Source organism: Nevskia ramosa DSM 11499 (assembly GCF_000420645.1).
GTDB classification, from domain to species: Bacteria; Pseudomonadota; Gammaproteobacteria; order Nevskiales; family Nevskiaceae; genus Nevskia; species Nevskia ramosa.
On sequence record NZ_ATVI01000008.1, the window covers coordinates 72,574 to 89,487 of the forward strand.

Annotated in this window: 16 protein-coding genes; 7 read left to right on the forward strand and 9 right to left on the reverse strand. The window is 63.7% G+C overall.

The genetic code is table 11. From position 1 onward, the window contains the following. The first annotated feature begins 21 nt into the window (after positions 1 to 21). From G513_RS0113855 to G513_RS0113875, 5 genes are all read left to right on the forward strand, one after another. The gene (locus G513_RS0113855; RefSeq protein WP_022977452.1) at positions 22 to 1,647 is read left to right on the forward strand and encodes an acyl-CoA carboxylase subunit beta; all 1,626 of its coding nucleotides are present in this window, start codon (positions 22 to 24) and stop codon (positions 1,645 to 1,647) included. 129 nt (positions 1,648 to 1,776) lie between these two features. Then, a complete protein-coding gene (locus G513_RS0113860) occupies positions 1,777 to 2,943 on the forward strand; it encodes an acyl-CoA dehydrogenase family protein (protein WP_022977453.1) in 1,167 nt (388 codons plus the stop codon). 93 nt (positions 2,944 to 3,036) lie between these two features. Beyond that, on the forward strand, positions 3,037 to 3,852 hold the full coding sequence (locus G513_RS0113865; RefSeq protein WP_051144432.1) for an enoyl-CoA hydratase/isomerase family protein: 816 nt from the start codon (positions 3,037 to 3,039) through the stop codon (positions 3,850 to 3,852). Then, complete coding sequence (locus G513_RS23080; RefSeq protein ID WP_169560653.1) at positions 3,849 to 4,454, forward strand: GNAT family N-acetyltransferase; 606 nt, start codon at positions 3,849 to 3,851, stop codon at positions 4,452 to 4,454. The genes G513_RS0113865 and G513_RS23080 overlap by 4 nt, the downstream gene beginning before the upstream one ends. A gap of 11 nt (positions 4,455 to 4,465) precedes the next feature. Continuing rightward, on the forward strand, positions 4,466 to 6,460 hold the full coding sequence (locus G513_RS0113875) for an acetyl/propionyl/methylcrotonyl-CoA carboxylase subunit alpha (RefSeq protein ID WP_028475545.1): 1,995 nt from the start codon (positions 4,466 to 4,468) through the stop codon (positions 6,458 to 6,460). Between the two features lie 13 nt (positions 6,461 to 6,473). Here G513_RS0113875 and G513_RS23085 read toward each other — a convergent pair whose 3' ends face one another. After that, positions 6,474 to 7,178 carry a transglutaminase-like domain-containing protein gene (locus tag G513_RS23085; RefSeq protein ID WP_022977457.1) on the reverse strand — a complete coding sequence of 235 codons (705 nt, stop codon included), beginning with the start codon at positions 7,176 to 7,178 and terminating at the stop codon, positions 6,474 to 6,476. Between the two features lie 42 nt (positions 7,179 to 7,220). Then, positions 7,221 to 8,360 carry an acyl-CoA dehydrogenase family protein gene (locus tag G513_RS0113885; RefSeq protein WP_028475546.1) on the reverse strand — a complete coding sequence of 380 codons (1,140 nt, stop codon included), beginning with the start codon at positions 8,358 to 8,360 and terminating at the stop codon, positions 7,221 to 7,223. Between the two features lie 145 nt (positions 8,361 to 8,505). Between G513_RS0113885 and G513_RS0113890 the strand changes: the two genes are divergently transcribed. Beyond that, positions 8,506 to 10,212, forward strand: a complete 1,707-nt coding sequence (locus tag G513_RS0113890; RefSeq protein WP_051144451.1) for an AMP-binding protein — start codon at positions 8,506 to 8,508, stop codon at positions 10,210 to 10,212. A 21-nt stretch (positions 10,213 to 10,233) separates the two neighbouring features. Continuing rightward, positions 10,234 to 10,701: a GNAT family N-acetyltransferase gene (locus G513_RS0113895; RefSeq protein ID WP_022977460.1), complete on the forward strand. Its 468-nt coding sequence runs from the start codon at positions 10,234 to 10,236 to the stop codon at positions 10,699 to 10,701. Between the two features lie 110 nt (positions 10,702 to 10,811). On the opposite strand, the gene G513_RS0113900 is transcribed toward G513_RS0113895, so the two are convergent. The 7 genes from G513_RS0113900 to G513_RS23090 all read right to left on the reverse strand — a co-directional run bounded on the left by G513_RS0113900 (position 10,812) and on the right by G513_RS23090 (position 16,848). Further along, positions 10,812 to 11,567, reverse strand: coding sequence for an SDR family NAD(P)-dependent oxidoreductase (locus G513_RS0113900; RefSeq protein ID WP_022977461.1), 756 nt, complete (start codon positions 11,565 to 11,567; stop codon positions 10,812 to 10,814). Positions 11,568 to 11,775: 208 nt separating this feature from the next. Further along, a complete protein-coding gene (locus tag G513_RS0113905; RefSeq protein WP_022977462.1) occupies positions 11,776 to 12,312 on the reverse strand; it encodes a hypothetical protein in 537 nt (178 codons plus the stop codon). Between the two features lie 403 nt (positions 12,313 to 12,715). Continuing rightward, entirely contained in the window at positions 12,716 to 14,374 is a 1,659-nt protein-coding gene (locus G513_RS0113910; protein WP_022977463.1) for a fatty acid--CoA ligase, read from the reverse strand. 184 nt (positions 14,375 to 14,558) lie between these two features. Beyond that, positions 14,559 to 15,116 carry a DUF1415 domain-containing protein gene (locus G513_RS0113915; RefSeq protein WP_022977464.1) on the reverse strand — a complete coding sequence of 186 codons (558 nt, stop codon included), beginning with the start codon at positions 15,114 to 15,116 and terminating at the stop codon, positions 14,559 to 14,561. 23 nt (positions 15,117 to 15,139) lie between these two features. Then, on the reverse strand, positions 15,140 to 15,730 hold the full coding sequence (locus G513_RS0113920) for an LON peptidase substrate-binding domain-containing protein (RefSeq protein WP_022977465.1): 591 nt from the start codon (positions 15,728 to 15,730) through the stop codon (positions 15,140 to 15,142). A gap of 17 nt (positions 15,731 to 15,747) precedes the next feature. After that, positions 15,748 to 16,524: an SDR family oxidoreductase gene (locus tag G513_RS0113925; protein WP_022977466.1), complete on the reverse strand. Its 777-nt coding sequence runs from the start codon at positions 16,522 to 16,524 to the stop codon at positions 15,748 to 15,750. Positions 16,525 to 16,551: 27 nt separating this feature from the next. Next, positions 16,552 to 16,848, reverse strand: coding sequence for a GIY-YIG nuclease family protein (locus tag G513_RS23090; RefSeq protein ID WP_245563122.1), 297 nt, complete (start codon positions 16,846 to 16,848; stop codon positions 16,552 to 16,554). Between the last annotated feature and the right edge of the window lie 66 nt (positions 16,849 to 16,914).

Here is a 16,914-nt window from a genome sequence, read left to right on the forward strand (position 1 = left end):
AATGCGCTCTGGAAGCCGCTCATGCCTGTCATCGAATCGAAGGTCGATACCCACAGTCCTCAGTTCAAGCAGCATCGCGAGGACCTGCTGGCGAAGATTGCCGAGTTCCGCGCAATCGAGGACAAGGGCCGCGCCGAAGAAGAAACCAAGCGTGCCCGCTATCACCAGCGCAAGCAGTTGCTGCCACGCGAGCGCGTGCACCTGATGCTTGATCGCGGCTCGCCATGGCTCGAACTCTCGACCCTGTGCGGCTACAAGATGCATGACGACAAGGACGGCTCGCTGGCCGGCGGCAACATGATCACCGGCATCGGCTATGTCTCCGGCGTGCGCTGCATGGTCATCGCCTCGAACTCGGCGATCAAGGGCGGCACGATGACGCCGTTCGGCGTTCAGAAGACCCTGCGCCTGCAGCAGATCGCGCTCGATCAGAAGCTGCCGGTCGTCTCGATGATCGAATCCGGCGGCGCCAACCTGATGTACCAGGCCGAGCTGTTCATCCCCGGCGGCACCACCTTCGCGAACCAGGCGCGGCTGTCCGCAGCCGGCATTCCGCAGGTGACCATCGTCCACGGTTCGAGCACCGCCGGCGGCGCTTACATGCCCGGCCTGTCCGACTACGTGGTGATGATCCGCAAGAACGCCAAGGTGTTCCTCGCCGGGCCGCCGCTGTTGAAGGCTGCGACTGGCGAGATCGCGATCGACGAAGACCTGGGCGGTGCCGAGATGCACACCCAGGTTGCCGGCACCGGCGAATTCCTGGCCGAGAACGATGCCGACGGCATCCGCATCGCGCGGGACATCGTCCGCAACCTCGACTGGAACCGGAACAAGCCGGCCGCCGTATTGCGCGAAGTTCGCGCGCCGCTGTACGACATCGACGAACTCTGCGGCGTCGTCCCGGCCGATTACCGCAAGCCCTATGACTGCCGCGAAGTGATCGCGCGTCTGGTCGATGGCTCGGAATTCCTCGAGTTCAAGAACGAGTACGACCAGCAGACCATCTGCGGCCGCGCGGTGATCCACGGCCATCAGGTCGGCATCATCAGCAACAACGGGCCGATCACCGTGCGTGGCGCGACCAAGGCCGGCCAGTTCATCCAGATGTGCTGCCAGTCGGATATTCCGCTGGTCTACCTGATGAACACCACCGGCTACATGGTCGGTACCGAAAGCGAGCAGGGCGGCATCGTCAAGCACGGCTCGAAGATGATTCAGGCGGTGGCCAACGCCACCGTGCCGCAGATCACCATCGTCATGGGCGGCAGCTTCGGCGCCGGCAACTACGGCATGTGCGGCCGCGGCTTCGGCCCGGAGTTCATCTTCGCCTGGCCGAACTCGCGCACGGCGGTCATGGGCGGCGAGCAGGCTGCGAAAGTGATGAGCATCGTCACTCGCGACAAGTGGATCAAGGAAGGCAAGGTGATCGGTGATGCGGAAGAAGCGCAACTGGCGGCGATCGAGTCGAACATCGTCAAGCAGTTCGATGCGCAGAGCACTGCATTCGCCGCCAGCGCCCGCTTGTTCGACGACGGCCTGATCGACCCGCGCGATACCCGCAAGGTGCTGGGCATGACCTTGTCGATCTGCCGCGAAGCGCAGGGGCGGCAGGTGACGCCGAACAGCTTTGGTGTTGCTCGTTTCTAGGCCGATACCACGAATTCCGTCATTCCCGCGAAGGCGGGAATCCAGTTCTGACGTTGGCGCGTCGCTGGCAACCGAGAACTGGATCCCCGCCTTCGCGGGGATGACGATCCGAACAAATTGGAGAGCACGATGAACTTCACCCACGAACACCAATCCCTCTACGACACCACCAAGAAGTTCGTCGAGACCGAGCTGAATCCCAACGTCAAGGAATGGGAAGAAGCGGGCATCTGGCCGGCGCGTGAAGTGCTGAAGAAGATGGGCGATCTCGGTCTGTTGGGCATCGCCAAGCCGGAAAGCGTCGGTGGTCTCGGGCTCGACTACAGCTATCAGGTCGCGTTCGCCGAAGCGCTGGGTCATTGCAGCTGCGGCGGCTTGCCGATGGCGATCGGTGTGCAGACCGATATGGCCACGCCTGCCCTGGCGCGCTTCGGCAGTGACTATCTGAAAGAGAACTTCCTGAAGCCGGCCGTCGCGGGTGACATGGTCGCGGCAATCGCGGTCAGCGAAGCGGGTGCGGGTTCCGATGTCGCCGGCATCAAGACCGTCGCTCGCAAGGTTGGCGACGAGTACGTGATCACCGGCTCGAAGATGTGGATCACCAATGGCACTCAGGCCGACTGGGCCTGCATGCTGGTCAATACTGGCGATCCGAGCATCAACCAGCACGCCTCGAAATCGCTGATTGTGGTGCCGCTCGATGCCAAGGGCGTTGATCGCTCGCAGAAGCTCGACAAGCTCGGCCAGCGCTCCAGCGACACGGCGATGATCTTCCTCGATGAAGTGCGTGTGCCGGCCCGCAACCTGATTGGCGAAGAAGGCCGCGGCTTCGTCTATCAGATGCAGCAGTTCCAGGAAGAGCGGCTGTTCCTGTCGGCCAGCATCATCGCGGCGATGGAGCGGGTGATCGACGACACGGCCACCTATACCCGCCAGCGCAAGGCCTTCGGCGGCTCCCTGCTCGACAACCAGGTGATCAGCTTCCGGCTCGCCGAGCTGACCACCGAAGTCGAAGCGCTGCGCGCGCTGACCTACCGCGCCACCGCCGAGCACATCGCCGGCCGCGACGCGACGATGCTGGCGTCGATGGCCAAGCTCAAGAGCGGCCGTCTGGCGCGTGAAGTGACCGACAGCTGCCTGCAGTACTGGGGCGGTCAGGGCTACATGTGGGAATCGTCGGTCGCGCAGTTCTATCGCGATCTGCGCCTGCATTCGATCGGCGGTGGCGCCGATGAAATCATGCTGAGAATTCTGGCAAAGGGTTTGGGGTACGGGGGCAAGCGGAAGGCTTCGTGAGAAGCATCGTCATCGTGACAGCAGCAATAGAGCGGCAAGGTGCGACAGGGATCGCCGGACATCAACGGGCCATCCCATCCTGAGGACGATTCGATGACGATTCCGCAACACCCCCACTTTCCAACTCGCTTCGAGCGCGGCGTGCTGTACGCCACCTTGAATCGCCCCGAAGCGCGCAATGCGATGACCCAGGACATGGTCCTGGCGATCCGCGCGCTGTTCGAAGCGGTGCGCGACGACCGCAGCGTGCGGGCCATCGTGCTGCGTGGTGCTGGTGGCCATTTCTGTGCTGGCGGTGACCTGAAGGAAATGCTGGCCAGCGGCATCGGCCCGATCGTCGATGGTGCAACCGATCCGATCGCGCTGAACTCCCGGGTCTTCGGCGAAACGCTGCAACTGATCCAGGCGGCGCCGCAGGTGGTCATCGTCATCTGCGAAGGCGCGGTGCTGGGTGGTGGTGTCGGTCTGACCTGCGTCTCGGATATCGCCTTTGCCAAGAACGACGCCAAGTTCGGCTTGCCAGAGACTGTGCGCGGCCTGTTGCCGGCGCAGATTGCGCCCTTCGTCGTCGAGCGCATCGGTCTGACCCAGGCGCGTCGGTTGTGCCTGACCGGTGCACTGTTCGACGGTGCCGAAGCGCTGAGGCTCGGACTGGTGCATGAGGGCTTTGCCGATGAAGCGGAGCTGTCGGCGAAGCTCGAGGCGACCCTGGCGCAGGTGCTGAGCTGCGCACCGATGGCCAATGCCGTCACCAAGGAAATCCTCCTCGACGTCGGCCACAAGCCGATGAGCGTAGTGCTCGACGACGCGGCGCAGAAATTCGCCGAGGCCGTGCGCGGCAGCGAAGCGCCGGAAGGCGTGGCCGCCTTCGTGCAGAAGCGCAAGCCGAAGTGGGCGAACCCGGCGTGAGCCTGGCCGTGCACCTGCCTGCCGATGCCGGCGATGGCCTGAGCACGGCGCGTCTGGTGCTGCGCCGCTATACGCAGGCCGATCTGCCATCGCTGATCGCAATGAACGCGGACCCGGCGGTGATGCGCTATCTCGGTGGCGTGCTGACGCCTGAGCAGTCGCAGACCATGTTCGAGCACCGGATCACCGCCTACTACGATCAGCATCCGGGCTACGGCATCTGGGTGACGTCCCTGCGCCGCAGCGGCGAAACCATCGGCATGCACTGCCTGAACCACATCCACGGCGAGCCGCTGATCCAGGTCGGCTATCGCATCGCCCGAGCGCATTGGGGCCAGGGTTACGCCACCGAGATGGCGCTGGCGCTGATGCTTTACGGCTACACGCGCAAAGATCTCGAAGTGATCAGCGCGATCACCGATCTCGACCACGTGGTCTCGCAGCGCGTGCTGAGCAACATCGGGCTCACGCGTCTGGCCGACCGCCAGTTCCCCCATCCAAACCTCGTGAGCTGCGGCCCGCTCGCGTATTTCGAAAGCCGCCGCGCCGACTGGCTCGCGGCTTTCCCCCCGGCAATCGATCGCCAAGGAATGCCTGCTTGAACACCACTGCCATGAAGCGTTTCACCAAAGTGCTGGTCGCCAATCGCGGCGAGATCGCCGTCCGCGTATTGCGTGGCGCGAAGGCCCAGGGCTATCGCACGGTCGCCGTCTACAGCGATGCCGATGCTGGCGCGCTGCATGTTCGCGTTGCCGATGAAGCGGTGCGCATCGGCCCGGCGCCGGCGAAGGACAGCTATCTGGTCATCGAACAGATCATCGCCGCAGCGAAGACCAGCGGCGCCGAAGCGATCCATCCGGGCTACGGCTTCCTGTCCGAGCGCGCGGACTTCGCGCGCGCCGTGCAGGACGCCGGCCTGATCTTCATCGGCCCCGATCCATCATCGATCGATGCGATGGGCAACAAGAGCGCCTCGAAGATCCGCATGCTCGCGGCCGGCGTGCCCTGCGTGCCGGGCTATCAGGGTGACGATCAGACCGATGCGATCCTGATCGCCGAATCGAAGAAGGCTGGTCTGCCGGTGATGGTCAAGGCCGCAGCCGGTGGCGGTGGCCGCGGCATGCGTCTGGTGCACGACCCAGCGCAGCTCGCCGAAGCGATTGCCTCGGCACGCTCGGAAGCCTCGAACGCGTTCGGCAGCGGCCAGCTGCTGATCGAGAAAGCGGTGATCGACGCGCGCCATGTCGAGATCCAGGTGTTCGGTGATCGCCAAGGCAACGTCGTCCACCTCGGCGAGCGCGATTGCTCGATCCAGCGCCGTAATCAGAAGGTGGTCGAGGAAGCGCCGAGCCCGGCTGTCGATGCCGCGCTGCGCGCGCGCATGGGCGCGGCTGCGGTCGCTGCCGCGAAAGCGGTGAACTACGTCGGCGCCGGCACCGTGGAGTTCCTGCTCGGTGCCGATGGCAGTTTCTATTTTCTGGAGATGAACACGCGGCTGCAGGTCGAGCACCCGGTGACGGAACTCGTCTACGGCGTCGATCTCGTTGCCTGGCAGTTGAAGGTCGCGCAGGGCGAGCGGCTTCCGATGACGCAGGACCAGATTCTTGCTCGTGGTCATGGCCATGCGATCGAAGTGCGCCTGTGTTCGGAAGACCCGCGCCAGAACTATCTGCCGCAGACCGGCCCGGTGCTGCTCTGGGATGCGCCGGCTGGCGATGGCCTGCGCATCGACAGCTATCTGGAAACCGGCCGCGCGATCTCGCCTTACTACGACTCGATGCAGGCCAAGCTGATCGCCTGGGGCGAGGATCGCGAAACCGCACGCACGCGCTTGTTGAAGCTGGTGCGCGATACCGCGCTGCTCGGCGTGCGTTCGAACAAGGATTATCTCGCCGAGATTCTCGCCACCGAAACCTTCGCCTCCGGTGCCTTCAGCACCGCCTTCGTCGGCCAGCATTTCCCGCAGGAACGGATCGCTGTCGCGCAGCCTTCAGCGAGAGTCTGGCTGCTCGCAGCCGTTGCGCTGTACCTCGACGATGCGCAGAAGCTTGCCGCCGAGCATGGCTTGAGCGAGGAGATGCTCGGCTGGCATTCCTCTCAGAAAGCGCCGATCGATTTCCGCCTGCGCTGGGGCACGGTCGATCAGGACATCGAAGTGCTGGCCGATGCGGGCCGACGCTTCCATGCCGAAGTCGCCGGCGCCCGCATCGAGCTGGCGATCTCCGCCTTGCAGCCCGGCGCGTTCCGCTATGAAGCCGACGGCGTGCAGGGCAGCGCGCGTTACGCACGCGGCACCGGCGACGCGCTGTGGCTGATGGCCGAAGGCGTCACCGAAGCCTTCGTCGATCGCACCTACGCGCCGGCGGAAACCTCGGCCGCTGGCTCGGATGGCCGCATCGTCGCGCACAGCGACGGCAAGATCGTCGCGGTGTTTGTGAAGCCGGGCGAGACCGTCGCCAAAGGCCAGACCTTGGCCGTGCTCGAAGCGATGAAGATGGAGTTCCAGCTGGCGGCGCCGATCGCCGGCAGCATCGAGGCGGTCAGCGTCTCTGCGGGTGATCAGGTCAAAGCGCGGCAGCTGCTGGTGAAGATGACGCCAGCGGCCTGATCGAAGACGCGACTCAGCCGCGCGGCTGGGCCGCGATCTCGGCTTCGACATCGGCGTCGAAGTCCGCCCCGGAGTTCGCCGCCGTGTCGAGGCCCATCATCCGCGGGTAGTAGCGCGCGAAGTCTTCGCGTATCGCGGTGATCGGCACCTCGTCGAAATCACCGCGCAGGTTCACGTACTCCATGTGCCGATTGCCGCTCAGATCGAAGGGGTGGTAGATCGAATCCTCGCGGCCGTCGAACTCCAGCGGTTGCAGCTGGAATTTCCGGCACAGCTCGATATTGAACGCCGGCGTCGCCTTGACCCAGCGGCCATCGAGCAGGATCGCCGTGTAGCCATGCCAGTAGTAGGTGTCGGTCTGCATGACCTGGCGCAGGCGCTCGGTCGACAGATGATTCTTCACGTCGGCAAAGCCGACTCGCGCCGGCACGCCGACCGCACGACAGGCCGCTGCAAGCAGGGTCGCTTTCGGTTGGCACCAGCCACGGCCGGCCTGCAAGGTGGTGCTGGCTTTCAGGCCGTGATCGGACAGGTCGATCGAGTACGGGTCATAGCGGACGCGATCGCGCACCGCGTAATACAGCGCCACGGCTTTCTCGCGCGGATCGGTCAGATCACCGATGACCTCGGCCGCGAAGGCGCGGATCGTCGGGTGATCGGCATCGATGAAATCGGTGGCTGCGAGCGCGGCCAGAGGGTCAGAGGCTTGATCGTTCATGCCGCGATTGTCTCACTGCCTCGCCTGCCCAATACAAACCGATCACCAGCCCAGCTGCTTCGCTGCCAGATCTTTCATCACTTCCGAAGCACCGCCGCCGATCGACAGCACCTTGGTCTCGCGGAAGATGCGCTCGACTCTCGCGCCCCTGAGATAGCCGGCGCCACCGAGAATCTGCACGGCTTCGCCAGCCACGTATTCGAGCGTCGAGGTCGCCAGGTTCTTCAGCAGGCAGACATCGGCGACCGGCAGCTGCTTCTGCGCGATGCGCCAGCACAGGATGTCGAGTTGCGCCTTCACGGCGTCGATGCGCATCTTCATGTCGAGCAGCTTGTGGCGGATCACCTGCCGAATCAGCAGCGGCTTGCCGAAGGTCTGGCGTTCGCGAGCCCAGGCCAGCGCATCTTCGTAAGCGACCTGTGCCGAGGCCCAGGCCTGCGCGGCGAGCATGATCCGCTCGTTGTTGAAGTTCATCATGATCGCCATGAAACCTGCGTTCTCCGGGCCGATGCGATTGGCGACCGGCACCCGGCAATCCTCGAAGTACAAGGTGGCGGTGTCCGAGCACCACCAGCCCATCTTCGACAAGGGCGAGCGCGAGAAGCCCGGCGTGCCGGCTTCGATCACCAGCAGCGAGACGCCGCCCATGCCGTCGCCGCCGGTACGCACGGCGACGGTCAGATAGTCCGCACGCATGCCGGAGGTGATGAAGGTCTTGCTGCCGTTGACCACGTAATGATCGCCATCGCGTACCGCCTTGGTCCGCAGGTTGGCGACGTCTGAACCACCGCCCGGCTCGGTGATCGCCAGTGCGGCGACCTTCTGGCCGGCGAGCACCGGACGCATGAATTTTTCCTTCTGCTCGTGCGAGCCCATGTGGACCAGCGGCGGCGTGGCGATGCCGTGCGACAGCAGGCTGGCGATCAGGCCGCCGCTGCCGGTGCGCGCCAGTTCCTCGACGGCGATGACCAGATAAAACAGGTCCGGCACCGCGATGCCGCCGTAGGCCTCCGGGAAACCGATGCCGAGCAGACCGACTTCCGCGGCTTTCTCGTGCAGCGCGCGCGGCAGTTCGCCGGCCGCTTCCCAGGTTTCGATATGCGGCACGCACTCGCGTTCGACGAAGCGACGGACCTGGGTCCGGAAGGCTTCGTGCTCATCGGTGTAGAACGGGGAGGCAATGCTGGGGCTGATGGCACGGGTCACGGTAATCATCCTGTTTCTGTGAAAACTACCAATACTGTAGGGGCTCGGCGTACCATCACGCCACAACAATATGCGTTACAACAACGCTGATTACCGTAACAGCACCAAGGACATACCCAAGATGGCGCAGATCCTGAGCCCCGTTGCCCCCGACAGCATGCCGCTGGCCCGCGTCTATCGCTGGGAAAAAGAGCTGGCCGATCAGCCCTGGCTGACCCAGCCGATGGGCGCCGGTCAGGTGCGCACCTGGACCTGGAGCGAAGCGGTCAACGAATCTCGGCGGATCGCCGAATGGTTGCAGGCGCAGGGCCGCACCCAAGGCTGGGACAAGGACGCCAAGGTGGCGATCCTGTCGAAGAACTGCGCGCACTGGATCATGGCCGACATCGCGATCTGGATGGCCGGTTACGTCAGCGTGCCGCTGTACCCGACGCTGACCGCGCACAGCGTGCGGCAGATCCTCGAGCACAGCGAAGCGCGGGCGATCTTCGTCGGCAAGCTCGACGACTACGCAACGATGCGGCCGGGCATTCCGGACAACGTGCAGCGCTTCGGCTGCGTGCTGTCACCGCAGGACGATCACCGCCAGTGGGGCGACATCATCGCCAGCAATCCGCCGATGACCGGCGAGACCCGCCGCGATCCCGACGAGATGGCAACGATCATCTACACCTCCGGCACCACTGGCATGCCGAAAGGCGTGATGCACAGCTTCGCCACCGTGGCCCGCGCGCCGATCACGATGGAGCAGCGCATCAACCCCACCGCCGCCGACCGCGTGCTGTCCTACCTGCCGCTGTCGCACATCGCCGAACGCTGGACGGTGGAATCGGTATCGATCCGCTGCGGCATGCAGATCTTCTTCGCCGAAACGCAGGAAACCTTTCTGAAGGACTTGCAGCGCGCCCGGCCGACGCTGTTCGTCTCGGTGCCGCGCCTGTGGGTGAAATTCCAGCAGGGCGTGTTCGCCAAGGCGCCGAAGCAGAAGCTCGATCGCCTGTTCCGCATCCCGTTCCTGGGCCGCATGGTCAAGAAGAAAATCCTGACCCAGCTCGGCTTCGACACGGTGCGCTTTGCCGGCGGTGGTGCCGCGCCGATGCCGGGCAGCCTGATCGAGTGGTACGGCAAGCTCGGCCTGGAATTGCTCGAAGGCTATGGCATGTCCGAGAACTTCGGCGTCTCGCACGGCAGCAAGCCGGGCGAGGGCAGGCCCGGCTATGTCGGCGTGCCGTATGAGGGTGTCGATCACCGCATTGCCGACAGCGGCGAAATCCTGGTCCGTTCCCACTGCAACATGATCGGCTACTTCAAGGAGCCGGAAAAAACTCGCGAAGCCCTGACCGAAGACGGCTGGCTGCACACCGGCGATCGCGGCGAGATCGACGCCCAGAATCGCCTGCGGATCACTGGCCGTGTGAAGGAGCTGTTCAAGACCGGCAAGGGCAAGTACGTGGCCCCGGCGCCGATTGAAAGCCGCCTGCAAGCCAACAGCAGCGTCGAAGCGGTGTGCGTCACCGGCTCCGGCTTCCCGCAGCCGTTCGCCATCGTCATCCTCAGCCCCGAGGCCACGGCCGCCTTCGCCAAGCCGGAACTACGCGAAGCGCTGAGCGGCAGTCTGAAAGAGACGATGCGCGCTGCCAACGAACAGGCGGACCCGCACGAGCACCTGACCCACATCGTCGTCGTGCCCGGCTCGTGGACCGTCGAGAACGGCTTCATCACGCCGACCCTGAAGATCAAGCGCAACGCCGTCGAGGACGCCTACACGCCGTTCTTCGAAGACTGGGCGCGCCGCCGCAGCGGCGTTGTCTGGCACGATGCGGCCTGAGTCTCCCGTCCAGCCATCGCCATGACCGTAGCCCCACAAACTGCTGGCACCCGTCCCTATCGCCCCGAGGACCGCGCGGCCTGCCTCGCGGCCTTCGACAGCAATGTGCCGGTCTACTTCGATGCCTCCGAGCGGGCGGATTTCGAATCCTTCCTCGATCAGCATCCGGGCCGCTACTTCGTCGCCGTGGATGCCGATGGCCAAGTGCAGGGCTGTGCCGGCTACGCGCTCAACACGGCGGGCGATGCCGCCGATCTGTGCTGGGCCATGGTCCACCGCCAGCAGCACCGCGCAGGGCTGGGAAGGCTGCTGCTTGATGCCCGCCTGCAGGCGATCCGCAGCGAAGGCTCCGTGCGCGAAGTCCGCCTGAGCACCAGCCAGCACGCGGCCGGTTTCTATCAGCGCTTCGGCTTTGTCACCAAGCTGATCGTGCCCGGAGGCTTTGCACCGGGTATCGATCGTTGCGACATGGTGTTGGCGCTGATTTGAAATGTAGCAATCCTGTCTCGTCCCTCGCGCCCGACGAGATAGGGTTGCTACACGGGCTTAGCCCTCTTGACTCGGCCCTTGCCAGGCATTGATGCCGACGCCAGACCGATTCAGGCGCTGTAACCGCCGTCCACCGCCAGAATCTGTCCGCTGATGTACCCCGCGCCCGGCGACATCAGGAAATCGACCGTCGCAGCAATCTCTTCCGGTCGGCCCATGCGCCGCATCGGCGTCTGCGCGAGGCAGGACTCGATCACGCCTTTGGCCACTTCATCGACCTCGAAAGAGCTGTGCACGATGCCCGCGTCGATCACGCCTGGCGCGATGGCATTGACCCTCACATTGTCCGGCCCGGCCTCGCGCGCCATCAGCCGTACCAGTCCGGCAACGCTCATCTTTGGCGTAGACGACATGCCGTCGTTCTCCAGCGTCCGCAGCACGGCGGTGGTCACGAACATCACGATCGCCCCGCCGCCATCGGCCTTCAGCACCGGCACTACCGCCTTCAGGATGTTGAAGCTACCGAGCACGTCGATTTCGAGAATCCGCCGAAAATCCTCCAGCCCGACCTCGGCCAACGGCCGCAATGGAATTGCCGGACCGGTCACCGACACCACACCGGCCAGCGGCCCGAGCGTGCCGCGCGCCTGCTCGATGAACTGCTGCACGGACGCGGGATCACGGATATCCACTGCAGCACTGTGCGCGCGTCCGCCGGTAGCGTTGATCGCCGCACACAGTGCGTCGGCCTTGGCCTGATTGCGCAGGTAGCCGACCTGCACCGGACCGCGCTGCGCCAACTGGCGCGCCACGACCTCGCCGAGACCGCCGCTGCCGCCGAATACCGCGAATCCGCCCTGATTCATGATCGTGCTCCGTCGTTATGGTTGGTCTCGGGAGCTTGAGCGCGAAGCGGGCGGGGGGTCGATGAGGGTGGACCCGCATTGGTGGGTGCTGGCGGTAGTAAGGAAGCGTCGGACGCTTTGTCTGGATAGGGTGGCGTTGAGCCTGGCCCCTTTTGTCTATTTCGTTGCAGAACGCGCCTGCGGCTCCCCGCCCTTGTCCGGCTATGGCTCAGTCGACGTAGCCCGCCGATGCAGCCAGTTCCGAGAACCTTGCTTTGGCCTTATCGAGTCGACTTCGAGAAGCAGCGTCCAGCGGATTGAGCTTCAGATGTGCTTCGAGAAAACGTAACTCCATCTGCACTAGAAGGACGGAGAGCTTGGTCGCAGTGTTGGTAATGCCGAGATTCAGCAATTCAAAGTTGTTTGGTCCAGAAGTCTTGGGATGTTCGTCAATCAGCGCGACTCCTCCACTTAATAAAGCACTACGTAGCGAAGCAATGTAGCGGCCCATGGCGTCGTCATTTCCGATCAGCATGTCTCGCAAAGAGAGTATGTCTTTAACGCTCAGGTGCGCCGCATCCGCAAGCTCCGCGTAAATTGCGTTGACTTCGATCTCCAGCGCCAGATCAGACATTGCCTGGTGCTGTTGATGGAGCCGCTCTGCCTTCTGCCAAAAAGCCTCCATCTCGGACGCGATCTTGTACAGAAGGCTTTCGTTGATCTTGTAGACCTTCCGCCCGAAGTCCGCCTCGTGGTCCGACTTCATGCTCCTCAGAACTTCTGCAGGGAAGGCATCCACGTCGTCTGTCTCTACATGATGTGGATAACAGAGAATTAGCAGATTGTCATAGCTTCGTCGCGTTTCGTCAGACTGACATGCATCAAAGCGCTCACCGCCAGGTTCGGCGGCGTTGATGTGGCATATCTGTGCTACGAACTGATTCTTCTCGTTGACTAGAACCGCCGTACAACCAGGAAACGCGCATCGGTTTCCCGAGCGCGCGAAGAGCGCCCGCAAGACGTCTTGTTTGTGGCTTAGCCTAGGCATGCTCTGTGGATGATGAGAGACCCAACGCTGCTTAAACTGCAGATTGGCGAGAGCAAAGCGGAGGAAAATACGTCAGCTGGAAGCACGAGTAGGGCGGGCCGCGACCCGTCCTACGTCCGCCTCAAGCCGAACCCGCCTCCGCGTACTTCACCCGCAAAACCTTCTTATCAAGCTTGCCGACGCTGGTCTTGTCCAACGCTTCAACAAACAGCACGCGTTCCGGCACGCCGTATTTGGAGATCACGCCCTTGTCGGCGAAGGTCATCATGTAGCGTTTGATTTCGGCTTCGTCCTGCACGGCGTCGGCTTTCGGTACGACCAGCGCCACCGGGCGTTCGCCCCATTTGGCGTCCTTGATGCCGATCACGGCGACTTCGCTGACCGAGGGGTGGGCGGAGATCAGGTTTTCGATGTCGAGTGAGGACACCCATTCGCCGCCGGTCTTGATCACGTCCTTGACGCGATCCGAAATCACCAGCACGCCGTCGTCGCCGAAGCTGCCGATGTCTCCGCTGTGCATCCAGCCGCCCTGCCAGAGTTCCTCCGAGGCAGCCGGGTTCTTGTAGTAGCCCTGGGTGGTCCAGATCGAGCGGAAGACGATTTCGCCGGTGGACTTGCCGTCGTTCGGCAATGGCTTGACGTTGGCATCGACGGCACGCACATCGCAGAGCAGGGCCGGGCGGCCGGTGCGCACGCGCAAGGACGCCTGGTGATCGTTGTCGCCGCCGAGCTGGTCGGTGGGGATGTGGTTGATGATCTGCAGCGGGCCGGTTTCAGACATGCCGTAGCCGGTGAACACGTCGATGCCGCGATCGAGCGCGGCCTTGGCCAGGCCCTTCGGCAAGGCCGAGCCGCCGACCAGCACCTTCCAGCGCGACAGGTCCACTTCCTTGGCCATCGGGTGGCTGAGGATCATGTGCAGGATGGTCGGCACGCAGTGCGAGTAGGTGACATTTTCCTTGGCGATCAGCTGCAGCAGCATGTCCGGCGTGTAGCGGCCGGCGTAGACCTGCTTGATGCCGAGCATGGTCGCGACGTACGGCATGCCCCAGGCGTGGACATGGAACATCGGTGTGATCGCCATGTACACGTCGTCCTGATGGACGCGGCCCTGCACGGCGGCAGTGCCAAAGGTCGCGGCCACGCTGAGCGTGTGCAGCATCATCTGGCGATGGCTGTAGTAGACACCTTTGGGTAAGCCGGTGGTGCCCGAGGTGTAGAACGTCGACATCCGTGCGTTCTCGTCGAACTCCGGGAATTCGAAGCTGCCGCCGGCCTGCGCGAGCAGGGTTTCGTACTCGCCGGCGAACGGCAGTTTCGAGTTCGGCTTCGAGCCGTCATCGGAAATCAGCACGAAGGTTTTCGCGGTTTCCAGCTTGTCCGAGAGCGATTCCAGCACCGGCACGAAATCGGTGGCGACCAGCACCATGTCGGCAGCGGCGTGGTTCAGCGTGTACAGGATCTGGTCCGGGCTGAGGCGGATGTTCACTGTCTGCATCACGCAGCCGAGCATCGGGATCGCGAAATACAGTTCCAGATAGCGGTGGCTGTCCCACTCCATCACCGCGATGGTCTGGCCCGGCTTGGCGCCGAGCGAGCTCAGCACGTTGGCCAGCTTGTTGACCCGCTCGACGAAGGCCGGGTAGCTGAAGCGCGCCTTGTCCCGATAGACGATCTCGTTCTTCGAGGCCCGCGCGATCGGGCTGGTCAGCAGGTGCTTGATCAGCAGCTGGTAGTCGTACGCGGATGGCGTGCGTTCGATCGGTGCAAGACGGGTCACGGGCAGTCTCCTTGTTGATGCGCTGTCAATGCGCTCTGGCTTTGGGTCCGGCGAGTCCGCAGCACTCATAACGAGGCTGCGGCAGGCGGATCGTTGTTGTCGCAGGCCGCGATCCGGCGGGCCGTGCGGTGTCGCGAACTATAGCCGGCGAGGGCTGCGGGCGACGATGCAGGGCAGACCCGGTTCAGCGCGGTTCCAGGAACGCGAACAACGCCCGCCGCTCGCTCAAGGTCATCGCTTCCATCTTGGCGATGTTGGTTTCCGGGATGCCATCCGGGTCCGGATGCAGGGCGATCGCGGTTTCCACGCTGTCTTCGCGCAGCAGGTGCAGCAGCGGCACCGGCGAGCGGTTGGTGTAGTTGCTGGCGTCGGTCGGCAGGGTGTCGGCGAACTGATAGTCCGGATGGAAGCTGGCGACCTGGAAATCGCCGGACCATTCGTACTGATCGAGCAGGGCGTCGGCTTCGTCGAGGAAATCGTTGTAATCGGCGAAGTCGGCGAGCATCAGCGGCACGGCGATCAAGGTGGTTTCCAGTTGCTCGACCGGCGTGTCGTGCAACCGGGTCAGTTCCAGCTGCAGATCGGTGAGCAGGTCCAGCGGTGTCTTCGCTTCGCTGACGAAAACCCGGATGCGGTTCTCGCGAAACGGCTTGCCGGCGAACGGGCACAGGTTCAGGCCGATGACGATGCTTTCCAGCCAGCCGCGCACGGAGGTTTCAACGGGGTGCAGGGCAGGGCTCATCGGCAGTCCTCAATCATCCTTGATCAGCTCTCGGAGGGATCTTCGCGCAGGTCGCGCAGCATGTTCTCCACTTCGGCCAGCATCCACAGCGGGTCGTTTTCTTCGAGCAGTTTCTGCTTGCGTTCCGGCGGCACCGGCAACAGTTCGGCGAGCCGACTGCCGACCCACGCTGCGTCGTCGAAGCGCGGTGGCCGGGTGAAGTTCTCGGGGCCGATTTCCTTGACCAGATCGGTCAGCAGCTGCTGCAGCTTTTCGTAGCGCTCGGGCATGCCGATGGGATCGGGCGGCTCGATGAATTCGACTTCGCCAACGATCAGGCCATCGGCCTGAATCCGGCGAGACAACAGCCGGAAAGCGGTTTCGCCCTGCGTGTTCAGCGTGAACTGGCCGGGGCTGGGCTCTTCCCATTCGATGATCCGCGCCGTGCAGCCGATGTCCGACGGCACGGCCGGCGTGCCGGCCTCGTAGCCGGCGCGGATCAGGCTGACGCCGAAGACCTGCTTGTCGCGAATGCAGGCCTTGGTCATCTCGACATAGCGTGGCTCGAAGATGCGCAGCGGCAACCGCCCGCCGGGAAACAGCACAGTGCCGAGCGGGAAGATCGGAATTTCCATTGCCGCGCGGACTCCGCTCAGAGCCCGCCGCAGCCGATCAGGCCGCCGTCGACGGTCAAGGTGGTGCCGGTCACATAGCTCGAGGCTGGCGAGACGAGGAACAGGATCGCCGGGGCGATCTCGTTCGGCTGGGCCGCGCGGCCGAGCGGAATCTGCGGCAGCACCGCTTTCATCAGCGACTCGTTCTTGGTCAGGGTCGAGGCGAACTTGGTTTCGGTCAGGCCCGGCAGCACGGCATTGCAGCGCACGTTCCAGATCGCGCATTCCTTGGCAAACGCTTGCGTCATGTTGATCACCGCCGCCTTGGTGATCGAATAGATGCCCTGATACATGCCGGGCTTCACGCCATTGATCGAGGCGATGTTGACGATCGCGCCGCCGCCGCCCTTCTTCATCAGCTTGGACGCGAGCGCGGCCAGCTCGAAATAACCCTTGATGTTGACCTGCATGGTCTTGTCGACCATCGACATCTCGGTATCGCTGATATGGCCGAAGTAGGGATTGGTGGCTGCGTTGTTGACCAGGATATCGAGCCGGCCCAGGCCCGCTTCGATCTCGCCGATCAGCGCCTTCAGCGCCGCCGATTCGCCCTGATGCGCGGCGATCGCCGTGGCCTTGCCGCCGTTGGCGATGATGCTGGCAGCCACCACGTCGAGGTCTTCCTGCTTGCGGCTGGAAATCACCACATGGGCGCCCTGCTCGGCAAGCAAGCGCGCCGTGGCTTCGCCAATGCCGCGCGAGGCGCCGGTGATCAGTGCGACCTTGCCGGTCAGGTCAAATAGTTGGGTGGCCATGTTGATTCCGTGTTGATTTTTTGAATGTCATTCCCGCGCAGGCGGGAATCCAGTTTTGCTGCCAGTGCCGCCGTCATCAGCAAAGAGGCCCATATCGACGGCCAGATCCCGCCATTCCGGGTTCTGCTCCTCGATCAGCCGCAGCTTCCACATCCGGTTCCACTTCTTCAACTGCTTCTCACGCGTGATGGCGGCCAGCATGTCATCGCAGCGCTCGAACCAGACCAGCCTCTGCGTTCGGTGCTTCGTGCTGAAACCGGTAACCGCGCCATCGCGATGCTGCCACAGACGTTGCTGCAGGTTGCTGGTCACGCCGATATACAAGGTGCCGTTGCGTCCGCTGGCGAGAATGTAAATGCAAGGTTCCTTGTCCAGCGGTTCGCCCTCCTC